General features: G+C 34.0%; 27 protein-coding genes and 2 riboswitches. Of the genes, 15 read left to right on the top strand and 12 right to left on the bottom strand.

What is annotated here, in order from left to right; all coding sequences use genetic code 11:
• Window positions 1–63: 63 nt before the first annotated feature.
• On the top strand, window positions 64–489 hold the full coding sequence (locus tag BTM19_RS03685) for a GNAT family N-acetyltransferase (protein WP_225489324.1): 426 nt from the start codon (window positions 64–66) through the stop codon (window positions 487–489).
• A gap of 41 nt (window positions 490–530) precedes the next feature.
• On the opposite strand, the gene BTM19_RS03680 is transcribed toward BTM19_RS03685, so the two are convergent.
• The gene (locus BTM19_RS03680; protein ID WP_029378839.1) at window positions 531–755 is read right to left on the bottom strand and encodes a hypothetical protein; all 225 of its coding nucleotides are present in this window, start codon (window positions 753–755) and stop codon (window positions 531–533) included.
• A gap of 289 nt (window positions 756–1044) precedes the next feature.
• Window positions 1045–1143, top strand: a riboswitch (guanidine-I (ykkC/yxkD leader).
• Window positions 1144–1193: 50 nt separating this feature from the next.
• Between BTM19_RS03680 and BTM19_RS03675 the strand changes: the two genes are divergently transcribed.
• The 4 genes from BTM19_RS03675 to BTM19_RS03660 all read left to right on the top strand — a co-directional run bounded on the left by BTM19_RS03675 (window position 1194) and on the right by BTM19_RS03660 (window position 4428).
• Window positions 1194–1520 carry a DMT family transporter gene (locus tag BTM19_RS03675; protein ID WP_029378840.1) on the top strand — a complete coding sequence of 109 codons (327 nt, stop codon included), beginning with the start codon at window positions 1194–1196 and terminating at the stop codon, window positions 1518–1520.
• Complete coding sequence (locus BTM19_RS03670) at window positions 1520–1834, top strand: DMT family transporter (RefSeq protein WP_058625896.1); 315 nt, start codon at window positions 1520–1522, stop codon at window positions 1832–1834. Before BTM19_RS03675 ends, BTM19_RS03670 begins: the two co-directional genes overlap by 1 nt.
• A gap of 315 nt (window positions 1835–2149) precedes the next feature.
• Window positions 2150–2776 (top strand): LysE family translocator, encoded by a 627-nt coding sequence (locus tag BTM19_RS03665; RefSeq protein ID WP_058625897.1) that lies wholly within the window; start codon window positions 2150–2152, stop codon window positions 2774–2776.
• Between the two features lie 311 nt (window positions 2777–3087).
• Window positions 3088–4428, top strand: coding sequence for a PepSY-associated TM helix domain-containing protein (locus BTM19_RS03660; RefSeq protein WP_029378843.1), 1341 nt, complete (start codon window positions 3088–3090; stop codon window positions 4426–4428).
• Window positions 4429–4535: 107 nt separating this feature from the next.
• Here the strand turns inward: BTM19_RS03660 and BTM19_RS03655 are convergent, their stop codons facing one another.
• Window positions 4536–4871: a DUF4889 domain-containing protein gene (locus BTM19_RS03655; protein ID WP_017723363.1), complete on the bottom strand. Its 336-nt coding sequence runs from the start codon at window positions 4869–4871 to the stop codon at window positions 4536–4538.
• Window positions 4872–5027: 156 nt separating this feature from the next.
• The gene (locus BTM19_RS03650; protein ID WP_029378844.1) at window positions 5028–5393 is read right to left on the bottom strand and encodes a DUF4870 domain-containing protein; all 366 of its coding nucleotides are present in this window, start codon (window positions 5391–5393) and stop codon (window positions 5028–5030) included.
• Between the two features lie 123 nt (window positions 5394–5516).
• Between BTM19_RS03650 and BTM19_RS03645 the strand changes: the two genes are divergently transcribed.
• Window positions 5517–6095: a histidine phosphatase family protein gene (locus tag BTM19_RS03645; RefSeq protein WP_029378845.1), complete on the top strand. Its 579-nt coding sequence runs from the start codon at window positions 5517–5519 to the stop codon at window positions 6093–6095.
• Window positions 6096–6136: 41 nt separating this feature from the next.
• On the opposite strand, the gene BTM19_RS03640 is transcribed toward BTM19_RS03645, so the two are convergent.
• The 5 genes from BTM19_RS03640 to BTM19_RS03620 all read right to left on the bottom strand — a co-directional run bounded on the left by BTM19_RS03640 (window position 6137) and on the right by BTM19_RS03620 (window position 12724).
• Window positions 6137–6352, bottom strand: a complete 216-nt coding sequence (locus BTM19_RS03640; protein WP_017723360.1) for a hypothetical protein — start codon at window positions 6350–6352, stop codon at window positions 6137–6139.
• Between the two features lie 307 nt (window positions 6353–6659).
• Complete coding sequence (locus BTM19_RS03635) at window positions 6660–7280, bottom strand: NDxxF motif lipoprotein (protein WP_029378846.1); 621 nt, start codon at window positions 7278–7280, stop codon at window positions 6660–6662.
• Window positions 7281–7834: 554 nt separating this feature from the next.
• Complete coding sequence (ahpF, locus tag BTM19_RS03630) at window positions 7835–9358, bottom strand: alkyl hydroperoxide reductase subunit F (protein ID WP_042363407.1); 1524 nt, start codon at window positions 9356–9358, stop codon at window positions 7835–7837.
• 16 nt (window positions 9359–9374) lie between these two features.
• Window positions 9375–9944: an alkyl hydroperoxide reductase subunit C gene (gene ahpC, locus BTM19_RS03625; RefSeq protein WP_017723357.1), complete on the bottom strand. Its 570-nt coding sequence runs from the start codon at window positions 9942–9944 to the stop codon at window positions 9375–9377.
• Between the two features lie 785 nt (window positions 9945–10729).
• Window positions 10730–12724: a catalase gene (locus tag BTM19_RS03620; RefSeq protein WP_099265735.1), complete on the bottom strand. Its 1995-nt coding sequence runs from the start codon at window positions 12722–12724 to the stop codon at window positions 10730–10732.
• A gap of 300 nt (window positions 12725–13024) precedes the next feature.
• Here BTM19_RS03620 and nfsA point away from each other — a divergent pair, with 300 nt between their 5' ends.
• From nfsA to BTM19_RS13105, 6 genes are all read left to right on the top strand, one after another.
• Window positions 13025–13780, top strand: a complete 756-nt coding sequence (gene nfsA, locus BTM19_RS03615) for an oxygen-insensitive NADPH nitroreductase (RefSeq protein WP_029378849.1) — start codon at window positions 13025–13027, stop codon at window positions 13778–13780.
• A gap of 80 nt (window positions 13781–13860) precedes the next feature.
• Window positions 13861–14436 carry a hypothetical protein gene (locus tag BTM19_RS03610; protein WP_037557299.1) on the top strand — a complete coding sequence of 192 codons (576 nt, stop codon included), beginning with the start codon at window positions 13861–13863 and terminating at the stop codon, window positions 14434–14436.
• 273 nt (window positions 14437–14709) lie between these two features.
• Window positions 14710–15744, top strand: a complete 1035-nt coding sequence (locus tag BTM19_RS03605; RefSeq protein WP_069796759.1) for a PTS sugar transporter subunit IIC — start codon at window positions 14710–14712, stop codon at window positions 15742–15744.
• Window positions 15745–15756: 12 nt separating this feature from the next.
• Window positions 15757–16434: an L-serine ammonia-lyase, iron-sulfur-dependent subunit beta gene (gene sdaAB, locus BTM19_RS03600; protein ID WP_069796762.1), complete on the top strand. Its 678-nt coding sequence runs from the start codon at window positions 15757–15759 to the stop codon at window positions 16432–16434.
• Window positions 16435–16446: 12 nt separating this feature from the next.
• Complete coding sequence (gene sdaAA, locus BTM19_RS03595; protein ID WP_038679574.1) at window positions 16447–17337, top strand: L-serine ammonia-lyase, iron-sulfur-dependent, subunit alpha; 891 nt, start codon at window positions 16447–16449, stop codon at window positions 17335–17337.
• 96 nt (window positions 17338–17433) lie between these two features.
• Entirely contained in the window at window positions 17434–17613 is a 180-nt protein-coding gene (locus tag BTM19_RS13105) for a hypothetical protein (RefSeq protein ID WP_081225234.1), read from the top strand.
• Window positions 17614–17725: 112 nt separating this feature from the next.
• Here BTM19_RS13105 and BTM19_RS03585 read toward each other — a convergent pair whose 3' ends face one another.
• The 4 genes from BTM19_RS03585 to BTM19_RS03570 form a co-directional block, all read right to left on the bottom strand.
• A complete protein-coding gene (locus BTM19_RS03585; RefSeq protein WP_029378851.1) occupies window positions 17726–19105 on the bottom strand; it encodes an L-cystine transporter in 1380 nt (459 codons plus the stop codon).
• Between the two features lie 350 nt (window positions 19106–19455).
• Entirely contained in the window at window positions 19456–20514 is a 1059-nt protein-coding gene (locus BTM19_RS03580) for a hypothetical protein (protein ID WP_069796764.1), read from the bottom strand.
• 120 nt (window positions 20515–20634) lie between these two features.
• The gene (locus BTM19_RS03575) at window positions 20635–21300 is read right to left on the bottom strand and encodes a hypothetical protein (RefSeq protein WP_029378853.1); all 666 of its coding nucleotides are present in this window, start codon (window positions 21298–21300) and stop codon (window positions 20635–20637) included.
• Between the two features lie 273 nt (window positions 21301–21573).
• On the bottom strand, window positions 21574–21987 hold the full coding sequence (locus tag BTM19_RS03570) for a general stress protein (RefSeq protein ID WP_029378854.1): 414 nt from the start codon (window positions 21985–21987) through the stop codon (window positions 21574–21576).
• 227 nt (window positions 21988–22214) lie between these two features.
• Window positions 22215–22317: riboswitch (purine riboswitch) on the top strand.
• 252 nt (window positions 22318–22569) lie between these two features.
• Between BTM19_RS03570 and xpt the strand changes: the two genes are divergently transcribed.
• Genes xpt through guaB form a run of 3 tightly spaced genes read left to right on the top strand, consistent with a single transcriptional unit; the run spans window position 22570 to window position 25921 of the window.
• A complete protein-coding gene (gene xpt, locus BTM19_RS03565) occupies window positions 22570–23151 on the top strand; it encodes a xanthine phosphoribosyltransferase (RefSeq protein WP_029378855.1) in 582 nt (193 codons plus the stop codon).
• The gene (gene pbuX, locus BTM19_RS03560; protein ID WP_038679582.1) at window positions 23148–24416 is read left to right on the top strand and encodes a xanthine permease PbuX; all 1269 of its coding nucleotides are present in this window, start codon (window positions 23148–23150) and stop codon (window positions 24414–24416) included. Before xpt ends, pbuX begins: the two co-directional genes overlap by 4 nt.
• A 38-nt stretch (window positions 24417–24454) precedes the next feature.
• Window positions 24455–25921 carry an IMP dehydrogenase gene (guaB, locus tag BTM19_RS03555; protein WP_099265734.1) on the top strand — a complete coding sequence of 489 codons (1467 nt, stop codon included), beginning with the start codon at window positions 24455–24457 and terminating at the stop codon, window positions 25919–25921.
• Window position 25922: the final 1 nt, after the last annotated feature.

The following is a 25922-nucleotide window of genomic DNA, read 5'->3' as shown; positions in this document are numbered from 1 at the left end:
ATAGTGCCGAAATTAGATTATAATATAAAGTAGATAATTGTACGGTAGAATTGATTGGATGGTGTGGTAGTGAATATTGATTATGAATATGAGTTAGATATAAAAGATGTAGATGAACTTATTCAAATTTATCATGATAACGATTGGGCAGGGCATGATCAGGAAAAAGTGATTACAATTTTTAATACGGCAACACATGTAATTATTGCAAAATATCAAGGAAAAGTTATTGGGTTTGCAAGGGCGATGTCGGATGGTGTTTTTAACGCGGCAATTTATGATGTAATGGTAGATGTAGCACATCAAAACCAAGGTATCGGTCAAGAAATTATACGAAACATATTGGTGTATTTAGGAGAGTTGTCTTGCGTTCATCTAGTTGCAACGACAGGATATGAGGGCTTTTACAGGCAGTTAGGTTTCAAGAATTTAAAAACAGGTATGGCTGTATATACTAATGAGAAATTAAAAGATGAGTATACTGTTTAGTAATTAACAGCTATACTCATCTTTTTGGTGTGTAATCTAGATTATAAAATATTGTGACTCACGTCCTCATAAGAATAGTTTTTAAGTAAAGAACAGCCTAATGGATGCTGACCATTGTCTACGTAATCATTAATTTCTTCGAGAACATCTAAGATTTCATATTCAGGTGTTGTAACATCAAATGTGTATTTGAATACTTGTTTCTTATCTGATAACACTGTGGCAATGAGTTCGTCATTGTGCATCTTGTAATTAAGAAGTTGCATAAAAATCCCTCGCTTTTAATAAATTTTTGAACCTAGTAACAAAGTGAATTAATTGAGAATAAATTTCAGTAATTTCGCTCTAGATTGTAATTGTTATTATCTAATACATAGTATACATTAAAATTAATCAAATGTAGAGGGTTTAGGCTTAAAAAATCGTAAAATTTAAGTGAAAAGTACATGTAAGCGTGTACTTTAGCACTTTGTAAATTATAATAATTTTAAATTAGGGTCTTAGAAAGTAATTGTTGAAAAATATAGTGTAATTTGATAAGATTTACTGAATTAAATAAATACTTTCTAGGGTTCCGCAATGATATAACTTGGTCTGGTCCGAGAGAAAGCCGCATTTTTATATGTGACACGGAAGGATAAAAGCCTGGGAGATAGTAGTTAACGCTATCTCTCGGGCTTTTTTATTTTTAAGGAGGGTTTGTTATGAATTGGTTGAAAATAATTATTGCTTCGGTATTTGAGGTTGGATGGGTCATCGGATTAACGCATGCAACATCAGTAATTGAATGGTTACTTACAATTATTGCTATATTTCTAAGTTTCTATTTATTAATTAAAGCATCAAAGTGGTTACCTGTGGGAAGTGCTTATGCAGTTTTTGTAGGATTAGGAACTACTGGTGTGACAGTATTTGATTTTTTATTTTTCGATGCCTCTTTAAACATGATTAAAGTTATTTTGATATTTATGTTATTAGGTGGAGTAATCAGTCTGAAATTAGTGACATCAAGTAAAGGAGAAGAAGTATAATGGCTTGGATATTATTAGTAGTTGCTGGTCTTTTTGAAATGATTGGCATTACTTTTTTAAACGCATATGTAAATAGTGGCAAATATAGTGCATTAATAGGCTTAGTTAGTTTCTTTAGCCTTAGTTTTTTTGCATTATCAATAGCAATGTTTGAATTACCTATGAGTACAGCATATGCAGTGTGGACTGGCATAGGTGCTGTGGGTGGCGCATTAGTAGGGATGATCTTTTATAAAGAATCGAAAGATATCAAGAGAGTGATATGTATTTTAGTGATTTTAGGCAGCACTGTAGGTTTGAAATTAGTAAGTTGAAATGATTTGAGGTGAAGAAGTGGGTGTTATTATGTGTAAACAAATTTGTGAAAGTGAAAGGAGTGATTTTGTGTATATGCCCTATGTTAAGAGGTGAGAATTCTAAAAATAAAAAAATAGACGACACATTAGTGTCGCCTTAAGAGTAATATGTTCATGAATATAAAAGACTAGTAGTCGGTTTCCAACTACAATCTTAATATATCATAGTTAAGACTATATCTTCAATAAAAAAGACGGTTAAAATATGAGATTATTCATGTTGCAGGCACACATTGTAATTGATACGATAAAGCATGGAAGTGGGTGTTTGATATGGAAGGACTTGCAGCTTTTATTACAATTACTTTGATGATTATTATTGTACCTGGTCCAGATTTCTTTGTAGTAATGAAAAATTCCATTACTTCTGGAAAAGGCAATGGCGCTATGACAGCTTTAGGTATTACATCTGGACATGTACTGTTCTCATTATTAGCAGTATTCGGTATCATATTTATTTTGGCAAATATGTACTATGTTTTCGTGACTATTAAAATATTAGGTGCATTCTATCTGATTTATTTAGGGATCAGAAGTATTATTAGCGCACGACAGGGTATGAACTTTTCTACGTCTCAAATGAAAGCTCAAAAAATTAGTTATTTGAGTTCTTATAGGCAAGGTTTATTAAGTACGATGTTGAACCCTAAAGCATTACTTTATTACATAAGTATTTTACCTCAATTTTTAACTACAGGAGAAGGAGTAACGTCTCAGGTTGCCATATTATCAACAATTGTTACAACTGTTATTCTGTTGTGGTTTGTATTTTGTGTCTATATTTTCCAATATATTAAATTATTATTTGCTAATAGAACTGTAAAGGCAATTTTTGACTATACAGTTGGTGCAATATTGATTGGTTTATCACTTAATTTATTATTCAGTAAAAGTAGTTAAGTATTAAATCAAAATGATCTGATTCTCTAGAAGTTAATGCAAATAACATCATGTTATGTTCGTAAATATAAAAGTATACATGCAAAAAAGGAACGGAAATGTGAAGTCAAATCACAAAATTTGATTTCAATTCCGTTCCTTTTTTAATTATTTGAAACTCAATAAAACAAAGACATGGGCTATTAGTGTAATGCAATTAACTTTAAAAGAGATTAACTAATTAAATGCTATTTTTTATAAAATATTCACAAATTATCTACATAATAATTTTGTTATTTATTTATAATGTTAAGGGAGAAGGGGGAAAAATTTTGAAAAATATATTTAATCCGTTACAAAGATTACATTTTTATGCTGCCTTATTTATAACGCCGTTATTAATTACATTAACCATTTCGGGAATAGGTTATCTCTTTTTTCAGGAAGTAGAAAATAATATATATAAAACAGAGTTTTTCGGAGATAGTTCCGTCAAATCGCATCAAACATTGAATGAAGCTGTAGATGAAGTAGAAGATAAGTTTGATGGATTTTATATCAGTAAAGTAAGTATGATGGATGAACCATATAATAATCGTATAACATTGGATGACATGGCAGGCAATCAACGTTATGTATTTTTAGACCAAAATAATCAAATCGTAGCAGATCAAAATGCTAAACATACATACGCAAATATTGTAAGAAATATACATAGTTCATTATTTACCGAAAATACATTCATAAATTATCTTGTAGAATTAACTGCATGTTGGACAATTTTTATGATTCTTTCTGGAACATATATGCTTATTAAGAAAAAACTAATATCAAATAAAAATAAAAAACTAAGATTCCAAAAATGGCATGGTATTTTAGGTGTAGTTATAGCAATACCAGTATTTGTATTAGTGCTTACTGGTTTACCTTGGTCAGGCTATATGGGGGCTAAGATAGCAAATGTGATGGACAATTCTGGAGAATTGGGACAATCAGAATTAGCTATTAATCCTCCAAAATCGGATGTGAATGAAATTCCTTGGGCAACACGTGAAAACAAACAACCTACTTCAGAAGGTCATGCTGCTCACCATGGTGGTGGCGAAATGCCGAGGACAGATATTAAAAATCAAATTTCGATTGATAAGGTAGCTACTGAAGCCAAAAAGAACGGCATAGATAAACCATATTCTATTGTTTATCCATCCAATGAATCAGCAGCTTTTACTGTTTCTAAGGGCAGTAATACAGGTGTCACTGGGTTAGATGTTTCGCCATATGACGAGCAAACGTTATATCTAGATCAATATAATGGGAAAGATTTAGGTAAAGTGAAGTATGAAGAATACGGCATTATCGGAAAATGGTTTACGTGGGGTATACCATTACACGAAGGTCATCTCTTTGGCGTAGCTAATAAAGTGATTAATTTACTTGTATGTATCGCTTTACTAACAGCAGTTGGATTAGGATTAACATCATGGATTAAAAAAATGAGGGATAGTAATGTAAAGGTACCTCCAAGAATTAAAAAACCAATGTCAATCCCGTTGGCTATCGTACTTATTGTACTTGGTATCTTGATGCCGTTATTTGGTTTCTCATTGATTGTTGTATTTATTATCGAGGCCTTATTATATTATAAAGATCGAAGAAATAAACAGAAGAAATAAAGGCATAGTTAAGGGGTGTGACACAGAATCAAATTAGTTAATTTGATCTTGTGTTACACCCCGTTTTAATTAGGATTGTTATGTTTGAAACACTTGTTGTTATAAAATTAGTGATTCATATCCATTTCATGGATTTTCATCATTAATCCGTGAGGGATATCATCATGTTTTACTACTTCTTTTTTGTAGAATGATTTACCGTCATCTTTAGATACTAACTTTACAAAATCACCTTTTTTAGGTTTGAAATCATCGTCATGTTCAAGTTTGACGTCTTTCGTTACGATGCCATCTTTTTCGCTGACAACTTTTTCTGCAGTTGTACTTTCAGACATATAGCCATAATAAGTATCTTTTTGACCAGAAAATATCATGAATATCGTGAAAGCTAAACCAATAATAACTAAAATACTAATTAAAGATATTGTTAATTTTTTACTCATATTCTCAGTCTCCTTTAACATTAAGCATAAAAGATATTACGGTTTAAGTATACAAAATTTTAAATTGTTTTGAACTTTGTCATATTTTAATTACGATTTGATAAGAAAATGTCCAATTCGTAATGGGTTTTAAACCTATAGCAATTAAATATAAAATTATGGATTATAAAGTGTTGAATCTGAAATGAGCACTTTAATGCCACGGTAAATATTTTTTATCGTATACCAAATAGTTATGGAAAATAGTAATATACCTAATGCAAGCGCGACTAAACTAACAGTTGTATTTTGTGAATCAATCACAATACCGCCCATAGCAGCACTAATGATTAAAAAGATAGGTCCGATGTAAGTTATAATATGATAAATTAGTGATTTCGCTGCATGTGTGGACGTTGGCTTGTCAGCTAAAATCCAAATTATTATAGGTACAATAACAGGTGCGAAAAATATGCTGAAATAGCTAATAGATGCAAGTATGCGCTCGCTTTGTGTATTGTTTTGCGTAACTTGTTCGTTCATTTATATCACCTCAGATAGGATGTTAACAATAAATTAGATATAAATATAGTGGAGATATTTAATATTACATTTTTGTTAGGTACAATTGTGGAACAACGATTATAAAAGAGAAGAGGAAGACATATGAAAATATATTTAGTGCGGCATGGTGAATCGCAATCAAATTATGATAAAAAAGAAGGCAAAAATTATTTTTGTGGGCAATTAGATGTGCCGTTAACAGAGAAGGGAACACGTTCTGCGCAGTTGTTGCAAAGTTATTTTAATAAAAAGGACATAGATCATGTGTATCTATCAGATTTACTGCGTACTAGGCAGACGTATAATGCGATATTCGATAATGCTATCCCTGCAAGTGTGACCTCTTCGTTAAGAGAACGTTCGCTTGGTGAGTTTGAAGGAGAAATGGTGGACAAAATTGAACAAAAACCTGAATATGCACGTTATTTTAATGATGAGGATTATCTATCATTTCGTCATAGCTTTAGCCAAAAAGCACCAGGCGGGGAGAGTTATGCAGACGTGTTACAACGTGTAACGCAATTTTTTGAACATGAAGTAGATAATAGTTTAGAAACTATTGTAATTGTTGCCCATCAGGTCGTGCTTCGTTGTTGCTTTGTCTATCTGAGATACGATACGCAAGCAACAGTAATCGAGCGTAAAATCGAAAACTGTGTGCCATACGAAGTAGAAAAATAAATACAAACAAAAAACCTGAACCACGACTTTGTCGGTTCAGGTTAATATCTTTTAGCTGCTGTTAAGCTATCATGAAATCCTTGGAATATTGTATTGATATTGTCTAAAAAACTTCCTACAACAACGGCAAGTATAACGTAAGTTACACTAAGGGCGATTGTTTTAAATGAAACAACACCATATTTTTCTTTCTTCTCAAAGAGATTAAAAGCTATGAAGATAGCAGCCATTGCACCTATTAAAATAGTTAAAACCATAAAGGTGTGCCTCCTTAGAATTATTACTGAGTGGCTGTGCTTCTATTCATTTGTTTATTAACTTAAATTAATCTTAACAAATGTTACTTTGAGAAAAAAAGGGATTTTGTGTTAAAAAACCTTACAATTAAGTAAGGTTTTTTACAGAAATAAGTCAGTAAAACTGAGTACTATATATAAAAATGACCTTCAAGCCTTTGTTATCAAGAAAAATTGTTCTGTAATCATATTGTAATTTAATAAAAAACTTACAGCATAATCGTATAATTACATGTTCCGGATTTCAATTAATTAAGAAGTGTCTATGTTATTTATCTACAGCGTCAGATTCAATACCCTTATCTTTTAGGAATTTTTTGATTTTATCTTGTTGTTTTCCATTAACATCTCCAGCATATTTAGTAGATACATCTACAACATTAAGTTCATTTTGTGGTTGGTAGTCTAATTGTTCTAAATCTTCATCTGCATTTTTAATTGTGGTATTTAAAGCAGTGAAATATTTGATAATACGGTCTACATTTTCTTGATAACCTTGTGGTAGTTTGTTTTCTTCTACAAATTTCTTGAATCGCACATCATTTTTAACTGCATTATGTGATAGATCAGATAAACGTTCAGCCTGTTCATCAGTGATTTTTTTATCTGTACCAATTTGCTTATCTATTTTATATTGAAGTAGATATTTATTATCAATAATATCGGAGTTTACATCTAGGTATTTTTTGATAGCTTTATTTGCTTCAGATTCACTTAAAGTAGCACCTTTTTTATCTGAGTTAAAGATGTCCTTTTCAGTAATTTTCTTCACATTTTTAGGCGCATGTCTTTCGCTATGACTATTGTCGTCTTTAGGTTTATCGTTTGAACATGCTGCGAGCATAACAGTTAGTACTAGTACTAACGATAATAATATACTTTTTTTCATAAATTTTAATTGCTCCTTTAATAATAATCGTACGAGTATAACAATACAGTGAATGTTTAAACGCGCTTTATAAAAATTATAACTTAAGCGTATCATTTAGAGCTATTGATTTGAATAAGGGATTAAATGATAAACGCACAATCTTTTGAACAAATTGAGAAAACAATAAATTTATTATAATTAATTTTAAAATATTCATTAGATTTTCACTTTGAAATGTTATTGAAGGTGGTCATTTAGCGTTATGCAGTTTGTAATAAAACTCAGTTGTATAAATCTGAAAATGGTAATGAGAAATAGGTGAATAAACATATGCAAGTAAGGGGACGCTTGAACAACTGGATACATGCATAAATAGGCTGAGACAATTTTAATTGTCCCAGCCTAAATTATTATATTGAGCTTAGTATAGTTATATATGAGTTCTAGCTCAGCTAAACATTTTTATCCCTTATAATCTTAGTCATCTTAATTATATGTATGTGAGTGACACGACAATCATGTTTTATACTGATTTCGTTAGCCACTCACATGGTATAACGTTGATAGAAGAATTAATGTCTAATGATATAATCAAAGGCATTTAATGCAGCATTTGCACCAGAGCCCATTGAGATAATAATTTGTTTATTACGATCGTCAGTAACATCACCAGCTGCAAAAATACCAGGGATGCTTGTAGCGTTCTTACGATCAATCATAATCTCATTAGCTTCATTTAGTTCAACATAATTATTAAGCCATTCAGTATTTGGTAATAGTCCGATTTGAACGAAAATACCTTCAAGTTCTAGTGTATGTTCTTCGCCTAGAGATTTGTCTTGGTATTTAATACCAGTTACAGCATTTTCACCAAGTACTTCAGTTGTTTGTGCATTTTTAATAACAGTTACGTTAGGTAAGCTGTTTAAACGTTCTTGTAAAACGTTGTCTGCTTTAAGGCTAGCATTACGTTCTAATAGTGTGACGTGTTCAACGATACCTGCTAAATCAATTGCTGCTTCGACACCTGAATTACCGCCACCGACTACGGCTACGTTTTTATTTTCAAATAAAGGTCCGTCACAATGTGGACAGAATGCAACGCCTTTGTTAATCAATGCCTCTTCGCCAGGTACTTCAAGCTTGCGCCAACGTGCACCTGTTGAAATGATAACTGTTTTACTTGTTAATTTTGCGCCATTTTCAAGCGAAACAACGATACCACTATCAGTTTTTTCAATTTCATTAGCACGAATGCCTGTCATTACATCGATGTCATATTGCTTTATATGATCTTCTAATGCTGAGGCAAATTTTGGACCATCTGTTTCTTTAACAGTGACAAAGTTTTCAATAGTTGCTGTATCATTAACTTGTCCGCCAATACGATCAGCAACAATCCCTGTACGCAGACCTTTACGTGCTGTATAAACAGCAGCACTACCACTTGCAGGTCCACCACCAACGATTAACACGTCATATGGATCTTTATCATTGAACTCTGCTGGGTCTGCTTGGCTGCCTAAATTTGCAAGGATATCTTGAACTGTCATACGCCCATTACCAAATTCTTCGCCATCTAAGAATACTGCAGGTACTGCCATAATATTTTCAGATTCTTCTCTAAAGATAGCACCGTCAATCATTGAATGCGTGATATTAGGATTTAATAAACTCATTAAGTTTAATGCTTGAACAACGTCAGGGCATTTTTGACAAGTTAAACTAATATACGTTTCAAAGTGTAGTGGTTTATCTAATGCTTTGATTTGGTCTATTACGGCTTGTTCTTCTTTAGGTGCGCGTCCACTTACTTGTAATAATGCAAGTACAAGTGAATTGAATTCGTGACCCATAGGTAAACCGGCAAAAGTAATGCCGGTTTCTTCTCCAGGTCTATTTACTGAGAAACTTGGTGTGCGTTTTAAGTCAGTTTCTTCTATAGTAATGTGAGAAGAAGCTGCAGAGACTTCGTCTAATAACTCTTTAAGTTCGTTAGACTTGTCATCAGCACCAAGACTTGCTTTTAATACAACATCGCCTTCCATTAATTGAAGTAATTGTTGTAATTGTGATTTAAGCTGATCATTTAGCATTTAAATCAATGCCTCCTTAGATTTTACCTACTAAGTCAAGACCAGGTTGTAATGTTTCTGAACCTTCTTCCCATTTTGCTGGGCAAACTTCGCCTGGGTGTTGACGTACATATTGTGCTGCTTTGATTTTGTGTACTAACGTGCTTGCGTCACGGCCGATACCGTCAGCGTTTACTTCAGCTGCTTGTACAATGCCGTCAGGGTCAACGATGAAAGTACCACGTTGAGCAAGACCTAAATCTTCGTCTAATACATCAAAGTTACGAGTGATTGTTTGAGATGGGTCGCCAATCATTGTATATTGAATTTTGTTGATTGCTTCTGAGTGGTCATGCCAAGCTTTGTGTACAAAGTGAGTATCTGTTGATACTGAGTATACATTGACACCTAATTCTTGTAATTTGTCATATTGACCTTGTAAATCTTCTAATTCAGTTGGGCAAACGAATGAGAAGTCTGCTGGGTAGAAACAAACTACACTCCAAGAACCTTTTAAAATTTCTTCTGATACTTCTAAAAACTCATCCTTTTGTGGATCATAAGCGTTAGCTGTGAATGGTAAAACTTCTTTATTTATTAAAGACATAAAAACATCCTCCTATTTTTTGAACTGAATTTTAATTAGAATTATGGTGTTAAATTGTTATTATTTCTTAATTATAATAATTCTAATCTTCGTATACTATTATTGCATTTCCCATTATTTTCGTCAACAAAGAAAGCTCACTAAGGTGAGTAGTAGATAGGTGCCTTGTAATCGAGTGACTGACTGGGTTTCTAAGTGAAAAATTACACCTTAAAAGTAGAGGTGTCTATTTTTGGGAAAACTACCTACATATTAAAAATAGCCTTTTTATTCTCAACTAAACCATGAAAATGAGAAAAAAGGCTACTTTAAATGACTATACATTTGCTTAGTGTTGATTTGATAGGTCTAAATAGAATTATTACGAATTTATGAATGTTTTATCTTTTACGGAATTTATAATCGTAAATATTTCGTCAATTAAGCCTCGCTTAAGACTACTCGTGTTATATATAACTGATTATTAAATAAGTTTTTGGGTAGTGCGTCAAATAATAATTACACTAGCTCGATGATAAACTTCTATAATTGTCTTTTTTAAATCTTTATCCCCTTTTAATCAAAAGTAAAATGATTAGTTGAAAAATATTACTTACTAAATAGCTTAATACGGAGACAAATGGAGTTTGCATTACTATAATACGAAAGGTATTGTAACCAATTCATTTACTTCATTGATGATTAATTTATTAACGAAAAGGGACGAGAAAGGCATCAATTAGTGAAAATTTGATGTCTTTCTCGTCCTATATTATAGAGTGCTCGTCGAATAGTCGCTATTTTAATTATTTTCTGTTCCAATATCTTTTGCGATCAAATGCTTGCACAATTGTTTGAGGGTCGTCTGAAACAAAGACGCCAGGAGATTCTAAATTCAATTTAGCATTTGCTAATCCTTGTGCTGCGGACTGATTTACCACAATAGGTTTGTTGTGTTTATACGTAAGTTCTGCAAATTCTTCAGCAGCTGGGAGTAGATTACTATCATCCGATAGTAATATCAGACTGTCAAATAGTGTTGGATGGGCAGTATCAAATGTTTCTGTAATACCAAACGTTTCAGATATATCTTTAGGGTGTTGACCGACAAATGCATAATTAAGCTTGTTTTCCGTAAATATTTTGGCGTAAGATTTCAATGTTTCGGCACTGATATCGCCATTTACTACTACTGCTACAGAATGACCTGCTAATGGAATGTCGAATTTTTCCATTGTTAATTTACTGTCTTGTGCGTCTGATTTAACTTCTTCATTTACATCAGGCACTTCAACGCCAACATTCTCAGCAACCCGCTCTGCTAATGTACGGTCAACTTTATTCAGTTGATTCACTGCGTTTTGTTTTACCATAATTGAATTGCACATACCTATTTCGAAAGAGAAGCCATCTACAGTATGGTCAAATTCAGGTTGCGTTAAACTATTTAAATATAGCTTAGCCTGACTATAATAATCTTTGAAACTTTCACTACGTTTTTGGATTTTACGTCCTTCAACTTTTTCTTGATAGTGTTCATAGCCACCTTCTTCTTTAGGTGTTGTATGTGGATCGTTGTTATTAAGCGCATTTTTATGATAAGCCACTTGCCCCTTATTGATATTCATTTGGTGCATGGCATCTCTTTGATTATTGTGAACCTCGTTAACTGGACGGTTGATTGGGATTTGATTAAAGTTTGGACCACCTAATCTAGAAATTTGAGTGTCGGTGTATGAGAATAGGCGTCCTTGTAGTAACGGATCGTTTGAAAAATCTATGCCAGGTACAATATGGCCAGGGTGGAAGGCAGCTTGTTCAGTTTCATCAAAAACATTGGTTACATTTTGATTTAATGTCATTTTACCAACGATTTTAATAGGTACCTGATCTTCTGGCCAAATTTTAGTTGGGTCTAAAATATCAAAATCGAAGTCAAATTCTTGTTCAGGACGAATGATTTGTAAACCTAATTCCCATTCTGGGTAATCGCCTTTTTCAATAGATTCATATAAATCTTTACGGTGAAAGTCTACATCTTTACCATGAAGCATTTGAGCCTCGTCCCAAACTAGGGATTCTAAACCTTGTAGTGGTTTCCAATGAAATTTTACAAAATATGACTCTCCTTCGCTATTAACGAGACGGAAGGTATGGATGCCAAACCCTTCAATTTGTCTAAAATTCTTAGGGATACCGCGGTCGCTCATTGCCCATACAGTTGTATGTGTTGATTCAGGATTTTGAGCGAAGAAATCATAAAATGTATCATGGGCTGTGCCACCTTGTGGCATTTCGTTATGGGGTTCTGGTTTTACTGCGTGGATAAGGTCAGGGAATTTGATAGCATCTTGAATAAAGAATACAGGAATATCATTACCTACTAGGTCGAAAATACCTTCGTCTGTATAGAATTTAGTAGCAAAGCCTCTTACATCTCTAACAGTGTCTGGCGAACCTTTAGAACCTTGTACAGTTGAAAATCTAACAAATACAGGCGTAGTTTTATCGGGATTAGTTAAAAAGTCTGCTGAAGTATATTTAGATAAATCTTCATATACTTTGAACTCACCATGTGCACCGAAGCCTCTAGCATGTACGATACGTTCTGGTATACGTTCATGATCGAAGTGCATAATTTTTTCTCTAAAATGAAAGTCTTCTAATAGGCTAGGGCCACGTTCTCCGACTGTTAAAGTATTTTCGTCTTCACTTACTTTAACACCATTATTTGTAGTCATTGATTTCTCATCATTGCTTTTTTCTACGTCATTTAATTGTTTTTGTTTTTTATTAACCAAATGAAACCCTCCTTAAATAAAACTTACATAATTTGTTTTCCACTAAAAACAAAAGGAAAACATGTATCTATAATTATTAACATACACATATATTTTAAAATTGCACTTAAGCATAATTGTTCATATTATCAAATTAAAGAAGTTATTTATTGATGATGTTTTAAAATTTTATAAAACTTAAAGATAATTACATTTATAGCTTTTAACTATCATGAAAATCGGGTAAACAGAATGTAAGCAATGGAAATGTGTGTTTGTTATGATATGGCTATATATTTTATAGAAATGAGGAGTGGAAAGATGTCCGAACACGTGTATAACCTGCTGAAGAAACATCATTCAGTTAGAAAATTCAAGAAAGAACCTATTTCAGAATCGCATATCAAACAACTTGTAGAAGCTGGGCAAAGTGCTTCAACTTCAAGTTACTTACAAGCATACTCAATTATTGGTATCAACGATCCCAAAGTGAAAGAAGATTTAAAAGAAGTATCTGGGCAACCTTATGTGGTTGAAAATGGCTATTTATTTGTATTTGTAATGGATTATTATAGACATTCGATCATTAACCAAGAATCAAATCACGACATGGAAACGTCATTTGAATCAGCAGAAGGATTGCTTGTCGGTACCATTGATGCCACATTAGTAGCTCAAAATATTGCTGCTACAGCTGAAGACATGGGCTATGGTATTGTTTATTTAGGATCTCTAAGAAATGATATTGAGCGTGTAAGAGAAGTATTAAACTTGCCTAAACACACATTCCCACTATTTGGAATGGCACTTGGTATTCCAGAAGATGATGAAGATGGTAGCCCTAAACCTCGTTTACCATTTGAACATGTTTTCCATCAAAACCAATATGATAGTGATGTGGAATCTCAAAAAACTCAATTAAAAGCTTATGACCAAACAGTTAATGATTACTATAGCGCTCGCACAAACGGAGAACGCTCAGAAACATGGTCTAATCAAATTGCAAGCTTTATGAGCTCAAAACAAAGGCTAGATATGTTAGAACAGTTAAATAAATCAGGATTTATAAGAAAATAATGCATTTTCAAACAGCCTAAGTATTTAAGGCGTATTTAATGTGCCATTCATTCTCTGGAAAGGGGGTAGTGAAGTTGAACATGTTCGATAGAATTTTTAGAAAACAGTCGAAGGATTCGGAAGTTCAGGATGACCAAGATAAATGTGTTTACTCATCGAAAATTCAGCTCACTCCTCAAGAGGCTCAAGAATATTGGGCGAAGGTGGCACAAAAGCTTGTCGTCGGCGCAATTAATTCTGTAGATTACACAGCTGAACGTATCTTCATCTTAGTTTCTTTTGATGAAAAAGAACCTACAATTGATATGTTTTTCCAAATGGACGGCCAATTGAGAATGTGGAATGACTTAGATAATGAAGATCACAAAAAAGTTATTTCTCAAAGTTTAGTATCACAAGCACCCATTATAGCGAAACAAGTAAACTGTTTGTATGATAGTGTTAGTATGACTCGGCTCGCCTATGCGCAAGTTCAATATGAATTTGAAAGTAAAGCATGGTATTTACATGACGTATCACTGGATAGTGCGGAGGCGAAATTAGATAAATATCCCGCATTCTTAAAATGGTTTGATGATGTATCTAAATCCATTGATAAGATTCCCTTGGACGGTAAGCACCGAATAACATGGGGGCCTTTCAAACCAGTATATTAATTAGAAAAAGCTTTTCAATTCATCATAGCTAAATGGTGGATTGAAAAGCTTTTTTAATTTGTAAAGAATAATTTATTGGTTTTGATTTAAGATTGCCATACAATCGCGTAAGTTCAAAAGCGAAAAAATTATCTAGTTATTTTTGTGAATTTATTCACAAAAAGTTCAGAAAAATCGATTTCTAGATATTGTAAGTGCTTACACGAAGCAATATTATTGAATTGTGAAATATTTAAAAATGCAATTAAAAATTTTAGGAAGAGGTTTTGGACGATGGATATTATTTTAGGTGTAGGTACTTTGTTAATTGTCTTACTAGCAATGACTCTGTTTTTAAATTTTGCACCTTACGGTAAAAAGGGACTACAGGCACTTTCGGGAGCCGCCTGTGCAACGTTTTTACCACAAGCATTTTTGAGTTATGCGATTGGTGGCGTGTTTGATATTAAATTTTTGCAAGAAATAGGAGATTTAGCAGGAGGATTAAGCGGGGTTGCTGTAGGTTTTCTAACATGTTTGAAATTGGGAGTTTCCCCAGTATTTGCGGTAATAGTTGGATTGGTACTACATGATTTCAAACTTTTACCTGCATTTTTGGCAGCTTACATGATAGCTTTTGTAATTAAATTTATCGAGAAGAAAGTGCCAGAAGGCTTGGATTTAATTACGGTTATTTTGTTTGCGCCAGCAACAGCTTTCTTATTAGCCAGTATTATGAGTCCTGGTGTTATTGCGCTTTTACACCAAATAGGTAGTGCCGTTACTGCTGTTGGTGATAATAATCCGTACATCCTTGCGGCGATACTAGGTTTAATTATACCTGTGACTGGCATGACACCTTTAAGTTCAATGGTGTTGACGAGTTTATTAGGACTTACTGGTTTGCCAATGGCGATAGGAGCATTGACTTGTACTGGAAGTTCATTTGTTAATTTTATTATGTTTAAACAATTGAAAATTGGTAACAGCTCTAAAGCTTTTGCGGTAGCAATTGAACCATTGACGCAAATAGATATTATAGCTAAATATCCGCTACAATTATATGGAACGAACGCGATTATTGGTGTGGTTAACGCATGTATAGTGACTTTTAGCGGTTTGGTCATAAATGTGACTGGTATGGCAACACCGATTGCGGGAGCTATTGTACTATTTGGTTTTAACGACCCAATTCGCGCGACGATAACTATTATTACTGTTTCAATAACAAGTATTCTTTTAAGCCTTGTTATAGGTAAAACGATAAATAAATTCAATATGACAAGTCTAAATTTCAATTTACCTCGAATGAAAAAACATGCTAATTAAGGAGATGTAATGATGGCTAGAAAGCAAGATTATCAAAGTGCATTTGATGTGATTGGACCGATTATGATGGGGCCGTCGAGTTCTCATACAGCAGGCGCAGTTAAAATTGGTAATGCTGCCCGCACCTTATTACAACATGAGCCACAAAAAATTACGATTCACTATTACGAGTCGTTTGCTTCCACGCATAAGGGGCATGGAACAGATTTGGCTATAGTTGGAGGTGCTCTAGGTTTTGGGACTTTCGATGAGCGCATTAAACAATCCACGGAAATCGCAAAAGAGCGTGATATAGAAGTGGAAATTATTGAGCAGTCTGGAGCAAGTTTGGGAGAACATCCTAATTGTGCGCTTGTGAAATTAGATTGTTGTGGTAGACATGTAGAGATTAATGGTATTTCGATTGGTGGCGGCGCTATTAAGATAAAAAGTATACACGTGGATGGTGCGTGCATATTAATGAATCATGGCTTGCCTATTTTAGTAGTAGAGGGCGTTGCGAATATATCTATGATCAATCATATAATTAATGATTTGATAGAACGTGATATAGATATTAATGAAGAAATAAAGACAATTAATGAAGGGAAATGTCTACTTGCGTTGCATTTGAATAAAGAGTTATCAATTGAAACAATAGATGAATTGCGGGAAAGATACGATGCTTTAAGCTTTTCATATATAAATTAGAGGAGTGACAATATGCTAAATTCGATGCAAGAAATCATTGATTATGCAGTAGAAAACGAAACAACTTTTGCGGAAATTATGATTAGTGAGGAAATGTCTTTAAAAGGTATTTCAAGAGATGAAGTTAGAGCGCTTATGAAACAAAATATAGATGTTATGAGGGAAGCCGTAGAAAAAGGTATAACTGGTGAAGGCGTGAAAAGCGTTACTGGCTATACAGGACAAGATGCTGTTAAATTGGCAACTTATAATGAGCGAGAGCATGCACTGTCTGGATATGAAATGGTCGAAGCATTAAAAGGTGCTATTGCTACTAATGAGGTAAATGCGGCAATGGGAATTATTTGTGCAACTCCTACGGCCGGATCCTCGGGGACGATACCTGGAATTCTGTTTAAATTAGAAAAATCACACCACTTAACAACAGATCAAATGATTGATTTCCTATTTGCTGCGGCATTATGCGGTAAGGTAATTGCAAATAATGCTAGCGTGGCAGGTGCTATAGGAGGTTGTCAGGCTGAAGTTGGTTCAGCATCTGCGATTGCAGCAGCGGCAGCTGTTGAGATATTTGGAGGTTCACCACAAGCAAGTGGTCATGCAATGGCGCTAGCTATCAGCAATTTATTAGGTCTTGTATGTGATCCTGTTGCTGGCTTGGTAGAAATTCCTTGTGTTATGAGAAATGCTATAGGATCAGGAAACGGATTGATTTCAGCAGATCTTGCGTTAGCAGGAGTTGAAAGTAAAATTCCTGTTGATGAAGTCATTGAAGCTATGGATAAAGTAGGGCGTAATTTGCCGGCTTCATTACGTGAAACAGGTATTGGTGGTTTAGCTGGTACGCCTACTGGAGAAGCTATTAAGAGAAAAATATTCGGACAATCAACGGTTAATTCATAGTCTATTGTTCGATTATTGATAATTTTATTAATAGATAAAAATTAAATTGAAAAAATACATGTTTCCCACTAAACTATATTAAAAGAGGTGGGAGACATGTTATTTAAATTGGGGCTCATATTTTTAGCATTTATTATATGTAGCATAATAACACATTACTTTACGGCAGACGGTACTTGGGTCAACCTACTGTTAAAGTCGTTATCTTTAAGTTTAATTCTTGTTTTTTTGTTTAATTATATGAAATTAATGATAGATCTTAAGCGAAATAAATAATGTTAAGTAAGTATAATAAAAAAGGTCGGTATACATTACGTGTATACCGACCTTTTCAATGTTTCATAAATAGTTCAAATATATGAAATGAGGAGCAGGAAGTAATTTTGTATTAATTTGTAATTTCAGTATATTCTTTTTGATTGTAAGTGTCTTGATCTAGGTTGTTTGTGAGTTTTGCTGTACCTGTACCAGCAAGCATAGAATCATTAACATTTAATGCAGTACGTCCCATATCGATTAATGGTTCGACAGAGATTAAGACACCTGCTAGTGCAACTGGTAAATTCAATGTAGATAATACAATGATAGAAGCGAATGTAGCACCGCCCCCAACACCAGCTACACCAAATGAACTAATGATTACTACGCCAATTACAGCTAATATAAATTGTAAGTTAACTTCCACGCCAGCAGCGGGTGCTACCATGACTGCAAGCATAGCAGGGTATATACCGGCGCAACCATTTTGTCCAATTGACAGACCGAAGGATGCAGAGAAATTCGCAATTCCATCTGGCACGCCTAGGCGATTTTTTTGTGTTTGAACATTAAGAGGTAATGAACCAGCACTAGAACGAGATGTGAAGGCAAATAATAGTACTTCGCCAGTTTTTTTAACGAATGTCACTGGGTTCAAACCTATACCTGAGATAATAATTAAATGAATAATATACATTACGATAAGTGCTACATAAGACGCAATTACAAACTTACCTAAAGTCCAAATTGCGGCAAAATCACTTGTAGCAATTGTAGAAGTCATAATCGCTAAAATACCATAAGGTGTTAAGCGCAATACGAACGTTACGATTGCCATAACTAAGCTATATAATGCATCGATACCACGTTTAAGTAGGTTGCCACTCTCTGGTTGTTTACGCATAACACGTAAGAATGCAAAACCGATAAACGCTGCAAATATAACTACGGCGATTGTAGAAGTTGTACGCTGACCAGTAAAGTCTAAGAATGGATTACTAGGTAATAATTGTAAAATTTGCTGCGGTAATGTATTGGCTGTCATATCTTTAGCCTGACTTGCCAGTTCGCTACCTCTTGAACTTTCGGCGCCGCCTAAATCAATAGAAGAAGCGTCTAAACCGAAGGCAAGTGCTGAGATAATACCAATAATTGCAGATATTGCGACAGTACCTATAAGAAATACAAAGATATAAATACCAATCTTAGCAAACTTATCTCCAATTTTAATTTTCGTGAATGCTGAAACGATTGAAATGAATATTAGAGGCATTACAATCATTTGTAATAAAGAAATGTAGCCATCACCAACGATACTAAACCAATCCATAGTTTGTTTAGTAACTTTAGAGTCCACACCATAGATTAAGTGTATTACGATACCAAAAACGATACCGATACCTAAAGCAGAGAAAACACGTTTTGGAAAAGAAACGTGTTTTCTAGCCATTATATATAATCCGATGAGGAAGGCCACAAAAATAATGATGTTAAGAATAGTCAATAACATAAAAAAAGGACCTACACTTTCTTATTTAATTTTTTAATCCGATACGTATACTAAGGATATTAGTAAAATCAACATTATTCAAGTTAATTACTCGAGAAATTTGCAAAATCAAAATGTCTTTATTTTCTGACAATATAACTTTGTTTTATATAGGTCGTATAATTATATTATTACAGAGAATGGGGGTGTTTTTTTTGAATGGCTATCGAGGGTTTACATTTAAAAAAAGCGAAAAAATACAATCCAGTTTTAGAACTGGATTGTATTTTTTCGCTCTTATAATGAATGATGTTTTATTCTGTGGTAACTATATTTTATTCATACTATACTTTAAATCAAAAATGATAGTTTTATAAATTAAATAAACGGGCAAAGAAACCTTTACGCTCTTCTTTTGGCGCTTCGTCAACTGAAGTTGATGTGTAAGAAGTTGTATTGGCAGCCGTTTCATCTTGAATGCTTATTTCAGTTACTTCATCTTTGATTGTTGCATCATCAGTGGCTGACGTTGATAATTCATTTCCTTCGTCAGTAGCGGTAGTAGCATCTGCAGCTTTATCAGCTGACTTCGTTTCAGTTGAATTTGCTTCTTCTACCTTATCATTACTACCACTAGTAGTAGATTGTTCGCTTACTGGTGTAATTTCAGGTTCGTCTGTATGTGCCTTTGCTTCAGTAGCATCTGGTTTACTGTCTGAAGTAACTTCGTCTGATGTTTCGTTTTCGACTTTGTCGTTAACGTCTTTGTTCGCTTCTGGTTGAGATTCAGTAGATGATTTTGTAACTACTGATTCAGTTGAAGTTTCAGTTAAAGCATCATCTTTCTGAGCATTTGTAGATTGTGAAGCGGCAATATGCGCAGTTTCAACGTTTGATTTAGCTAATTCAGATTGCTCTTTTTGTGAATCTTGAATAGCGCTTTGAGTTGATTTAATCTCATTAGTAGAAGATTGGATGGCCTGTAATGATTCAGTATTGGCATCCAATTTAGACGTGATTTGATTTTGCATCTCATGTAATTCTTGTTGTTGCTGGTGTACTTGATTAATCATTTGACCAAGCATATGACGTTCGTCACGCATTTTTTGAATTTCAGAACGTAAATCATCTACAAGTTTAGATACATTTTGATCTGTAGGTAAATTACTACTATCGTCTTTAACTAATACTTGTAAAAAGTCTTTTTCTTTTTCTAACTCTTCAAAAGCTAAATCATAACTATTTGTCTGTTTTACTTTTTCAGCAATATCTTGGAATAATTCAATATCCTCTTCTTGGAAATCTGTAGCTTCACGGCCACGATATTCTGTTTTACTAAGTTGGTAACCGCGTTCTTCTAAATGTTGAACGATTTTACGGACTTGTTTTTCACTTAGCTCAACACGTTGTGCAAATTCTTTGGTTAACATAGAAATAAGTCCTTTCATTAATGGATTATGTATACGGACGTTTGTCTTCGGTTAGTGAAACGTCAGTCTTACCTCTATGCTAGTTTAAACTGTTTTAATAGTGATTTCAAGTAGTGGTTCCTATGATTTACGTAAATCCATTTCTTCGAGTAATGGATAAATAATATTTCTAGAGATTCTGTTAGCAAAGACATATTTGAGGATATAGTTTGATTTTATACTAGGGCCATAAATATCTTTGGTTAGTTCAATATTAGATTTTATAAATAAATCCATGGGTTTACCTTCGCTATATCCTTCAAGATTTGGTGCTAAATAATTAATGTCATATTGTTTTTCGAATCCATGTTGATATAGAAATTGGCGCCTATTATCCAAAATAGCTATAACTTCCTCAGAAATTTCTTCAGGTTCTTTTTCTACTTCTAACATGATGAAGTTAACATCGTGTTCATGTAGTTGGTTCGATAGGATATTGATTTCTTTCTGGATACGCGCAAGCGTTTCAGTAATTAGCTCATCGTGGTTTGGTTGATCATTAGCAATTAAATAAATTAAAAATGCTGAGTTAGTTGTTGCCTCATAATGCGCAGTTGCTAAACTCACGACAGTGTCTGACTCGATGCCAACTAAAAAAATATAATCATCTTTAGTATGCTCGTTTTTAAGTGATTGTTTAAATATTGGCTCGTATTCAGATAATCCGATATCAAATTTAGCGTCATACAAATTCATGGCTGATTTGAAGAAGGGATCATCAATTGATGTGATAATTTTGAATTGCATATATACACCCCCGAAATTATTGCGTTCATTATAACATAGTAGCAAAACTTGTAATGTAATTTATAGGTAGAAGTATGGCTTGGTAATAAAAAGGGAGCGACACAGAAATCAAAAGTTACAATTGATTTTCTTGGTTCGCTCCATCAATATAAATTAGTCATTTGAAATGTTTGTTACAAGTACATTTTAGATAACTGCCAATGTTGGTATATGTCATATTATAATTGGTGAATGGTATTAAGTGCCCAAATTCTAAATTTATGAGATTTGAGTTTAGGATTTAGGTCCTTTAGATTCTTCAGCATAATGATGTTGAACTACCGTTTCATTTTCATAAGCTGCATTTGCATTTTCTACTTCTTCATGTGAAGATTCATCTTTCGTAGCAACGACAAGATAGTTGCCGTCTAAGATTTCTTTCTTATAGCGTTCCATTTCAGCGTCTGACAATTTATAATAGGCTAAGACAACCTCTTCACCGTCTTCGCCAGTTAAGATTTTGGCCATTTTATCACTGAAAGAACCGCTTGTAGCTGTTAAATTTACTTCGGAATCATGCAACTCGTCGATATGAAGTTTTGTTTTACTGATAACAGAAATCTCTGATTCCTTATAACCTTCTGCAATCTTGTTTTTGACTGCATCAATTAACTCTTCGCTTTTTTGAATAATAGTGAATTCTGACATTTTGTGATCCTCCATCCGTTGTTCTATTAATTATTATGTGTTTACCCAGTAACTTAAATAACGAAACGAATACAATTTAATTATATTACGAAGTTTTACACCTGGCAAACAACATTTTAACGCAAATGGTACCGTTTACTTTATGTTAGTGAATATACTAAGTTACCCTTCGAAAAGCGCTTACAATCAATAAGTATATTGAAAAATGTGCCGAAATTTGCTATCATCAGTTAATAATTTATCTAACTCATATAATCTAAAGGATACGGCTTTAGAAGTTTCTACCATGTTGCCATTAACGACATGACTATGGGTAACCTATACAATGCTTTAGCAATTAAAAGCGATTTAAAAAGTTGTACATATCGGACTATACTTTTTAAACCGTTTCCTCTTAATCGATGTTATAAACTTATTTTTTACATATTTAATTAGGGAAATGAATGTAGAATCTTAGCGCTTTAGACATCATTTGAAAATTAGGATAATAGCTGCTTACAGTATTGCACGTTCACTCATAGATCCTGAAACTAAGTTAGTTTAGGGTTTTTTTTGTACACAAAATGAGGAGGTTTTTTACGAGTGGATTTGTTGAAGCAGAAAGTCGAAGCAGATGGTGTCGTCATTGACGAAAAGATTTTAAAGGTAGATGGTTTTTTAAATCATCAAATCGATGCCAAGCTGATGCATGATGTAGGGCGAACTTTTTACGAGCAGTTTAAGGACAAGGGCATCACAAAAATATTAACGATTGAAGCGTCTGGTATTGCACCGGCGATTATGGCAGCTATGCACTTTGATGTGCCATGCCTCTTCGCTAAAAAAGCAAAACCAAGCACATTAAAAAAAGATGTGTATCAAGCAGATATACATTCTTTTACTAAAAATACGACAAGTACGGTGATTGTATCTAAAGAGTTTTTAGATGAAAATGACAAAGTGCTTATCGTAGACGACTTTTTAGCTAATGGAGATGCATCTTTAGGTTTAAATGAAATTGTGCAACAAGCCAATGGTACAACAGTTGGTATAGGCATTGTAGTAGAAAAAAGTTTTCAACCTGGTAGAGAACGTTTGGAACAAGCTGGTTTAACAGTTTCATCATTATGTAAAGTGGCTTCACTAAGTGGAAATAAAGTTACTTTCGTTGGCGAAGAAGCATGAAAACCTTCATTTTAAGTTTACAGCATTTATTAGCAATGTATGCGGGAGCGATACTCGTACCTATTATTGTAGGAACTAGTTTAGACTTCACACCTGAACAAATTGCTTTCTTAGTTACAGTGGACATCTTTATGTGCGGTGTAGCGACGTTCTTGCAAGTATGGAAAGGTACAGGCATTGGTTTGCCAATTGTATTAGGCTGTACATTTACTGCTGTGGCACCAATGATTTTAATTGGTCAAACTAAAGGTATTGGTGACTTATATGGCTCACTCTTCTTGTCGGGTATTCTAGTTGTAATCATTGCGCCATTCTTTTCCTATTTGGTGAAGTTCTTCCCTCCAGTTGTTACTGGAAGTGTGGTAACAATTATTGGAATTAACCTAATGCCAGTTGCAATGAATTATTTGGCAGGAGGGGAAGGTGCTAAAGACTACGGGGATCCTAAAAATATCCTCTTAGGTGTTATTACTTTGGTTGTTATTTTGCTCGTACAGCGTTTTACTGTAGGATTTTTAAAATCTATCGCTATACTTATCGGACTCATTGTGGGGACGCTACTAGCCGGATTCCTTGGAATCGTAGATGTAAATCAAATTGGTACGGCGCATTGGTTTGCGTTACCCCAACCGTTTAGATTTTCAACTTTTAGCTTTGACTTCGGGGCGACACTCGTATTCTTTATAGTTGCATTAGTAAGTTTAATAGAATCAACAGGTGTATACCATGCATTAAGTGAAATAACAGGTAAACCATTGGAACGCAAAGATTTCCGTAAAGGTTATACAGCAGAAGGTATCGCTATCATCTTAGGCTCTATCTTCAATGCATTCCCTTATACTGCATATTCACAGAATGTAGGTTTAGTATCATTGTCAGGTGCGAAAAAGAATAAAGTGATATACGGTATGGTCATATTGCTAGTTATTTGTGGGTGTATTCCTAAATTAGGTGCATTAGCAAATATGATCCCTCTGCCAGTATTAGGTGGAGCGATGATAGCTATGTTTGGCATGGTCATGGCATATGGTGTTAGTATATTAGGTAATATTAATTTTAGGAATCAAAATAATTTGTTAGTTATTGCTGTATCTGTAGGACTAGGAACGGGTATAAGTGCAGTACCTCAAGCGTTTGACGCCTTAGGTGAACAATTTGCATGGTTAACTCAAAACGGTATTGTACTAGGTGCAATTTCAGCAATTGTTTTGAATTTCTTTTTTAATGGCATTAAGCATCAACAAGACACGGAAATTATGAAATAATAGAACTATAAAACAATTATTTAGGAGGCTGTACAAGTATGTGGGAAAATAAATTTGAAAAAGAATCTTTAACTTTTGACGATGTGTTATTGTTACCAGCAGAATCAGATGTATTACCGAAAGAAGTGGACTTAAGTGTTCAATTATCAGAAGGTATTAAACTGAATATTCCAATCGTATCAGCAGGTATGGACACAGTTACAGAATCAAAAATGGCAATTTCAATGGCTAGACAAGGTGGACTTGGTGTTATTCATAAAAATATGAACATTGAAGATCAAGCCGACGAAGTTCAAAAAGTAAAACGTTCTGAAAATGGTGTCATCTCGAATCCATTTTATTTAACTCCAGAAGAGAGTGTTTTTGAAGCAGAAGCATTGATGGGTAAATACCGCATTTCAGGTGTGCCAATTGTTGATAGTAAAGAAACTAGACAATTTGTTGGTATTATTACAAACCGTGATTTACGTTTTATCGAAGACTTTTCAATTAAAATTTCAGACGTAATGACAAAAAATAATCTTGTTACAGCTCCTGTAGGTACGACATTAGAGGAAGCAGAGAAGTTATTACAACAACATAAAATTGAAAAACTTCCATTAGTTAAAGAAGGTCGTTTAGAAGGATTAATCACAATTAAAGACATTGAAAAAGTTCTTGAATTCCCTAATTCTGCTAAAGATGCACATGGTAGATTATTAGTAGGTGCAGCAATTGGTATTGCGAAAGACACTGGTATCCGTGCGCAAAAACTTGTTGAAGCTGGTGTAGACGCATTAGTTATCGATACAGCACATGGCCACTCTAAAGGTGTATTAGAACAAGTTGAACATATTAAGAAAACATTCCCACAAGTTACTTTAATAGCAGGTAATGTGGCTACAGCTGAAGGTACAAAAGCTTTATATGAAGCGGGAGCTGACGTAGTTAAAGTTGGTATTGGCCCTGGTTCAATTTGTACAACTCGTGTCGTTGCAGGTGTTGGTGTCCCACAAATTACAGCTGTTTATGATTGTGCTACAGAAGCGCGTAAACACGGTAAAGCAATTATTGCAGATGGTGGTATTAAATTCTCAGGAGATATCATTAAAGCATTAGCTGCAGGTGGACACGCAGTTATGTTAGGTAGCTTACTTGCAGGTACTGAAGAAAGCCCTGGCGCAACTGAAGTGTTCCAAGGTAGACAGTACAAAGTATATAGAGGTATGGGTTCATTAGGCGCAATGGAAAGTGGTTCGAATGACCGTTATTTCCAAGAAGACAAAGCACCTAAAAAATTCGTTCCAGAAGGTATTGAAGGCCGTATCGCTTATAAAGGTGCTCTACAAGACACTATTTATCAACTTATGGGCGGCGTAAGATCTGGTATGGGTTATACTGGTTCTAAAAACTTAGAAGCATTAAGAGAAGAAGCTCAATTTACACGCATGGGACCTGCTGGTTTAGCAGAAAGCCATCCACATGATGTTCAAATTACAAAAGAATCACCAAATTATTCATTCTAAG

Origin of the sequence: Staphylococcus xylosus (assembly GCF_002732165.1) — a bacterium.
Classification (GTDB): domain Bacteria; phylum Bacillota; class Bacilli; order Staphylococcales; family Staphylococcaceae; genus Staphylococcus; species Staphylococcus xylosus.
This window is presented reverse-complemented; position numbering and strand designations above follow the sequence as displayed.